1 protein-coding gene is annotated in these 332 nt (G+C 55.1%); it reads left to right on the forward strand.

Annotated features, from left to right (window positions below):
* Nucleotides 1-332 (forward strand): SBBP repeat-containing protein (locus tag TPRIMZ1_RS19370; protein ID WP_010262715.1); only part of this gene is annotated, 332 nt, incomplete at both ends.

Genomic DNA, 332 nt, shown 5'->3' on the forward strand with positions numbered 1-332 from the left:
TGGTTTCTCTTTCCCATACGGGCGCTTCTATCAGCCCGGACCCCACAATGCCACAGAATTACACAAGCCCGGTACTATATACTGTTACGGCGGAAGATGGTTCATCCCAACCCTATACGGTAACCGTTACCGGAATCGCAGCGGACCAGTGGGCACGGACGGTAACGGCGGGAGCAGACTCATCTTACTTTACCTCCATCGCGGTAGACGGGAGCGGGAATGTGTATGCCGCAGGATACCAGCAGGGGACAGGGACCTTTACCTACGGGACCGGCGTAAACGTTACGGGGACTGCTATCAGCTCCAATGTGGTCCTGGTTAAGTATAATGCC

Source organism: Treponema primitia ZAS-1 (assembly GCF_000297095.1).
In the GTDB taxonomy this organism is placed as follows: Bacteria; Spirochaetota; Spirochaetia; order Treponematales; family Breznakiellaceae; genus Termitinema; species Termitinema primitia_A.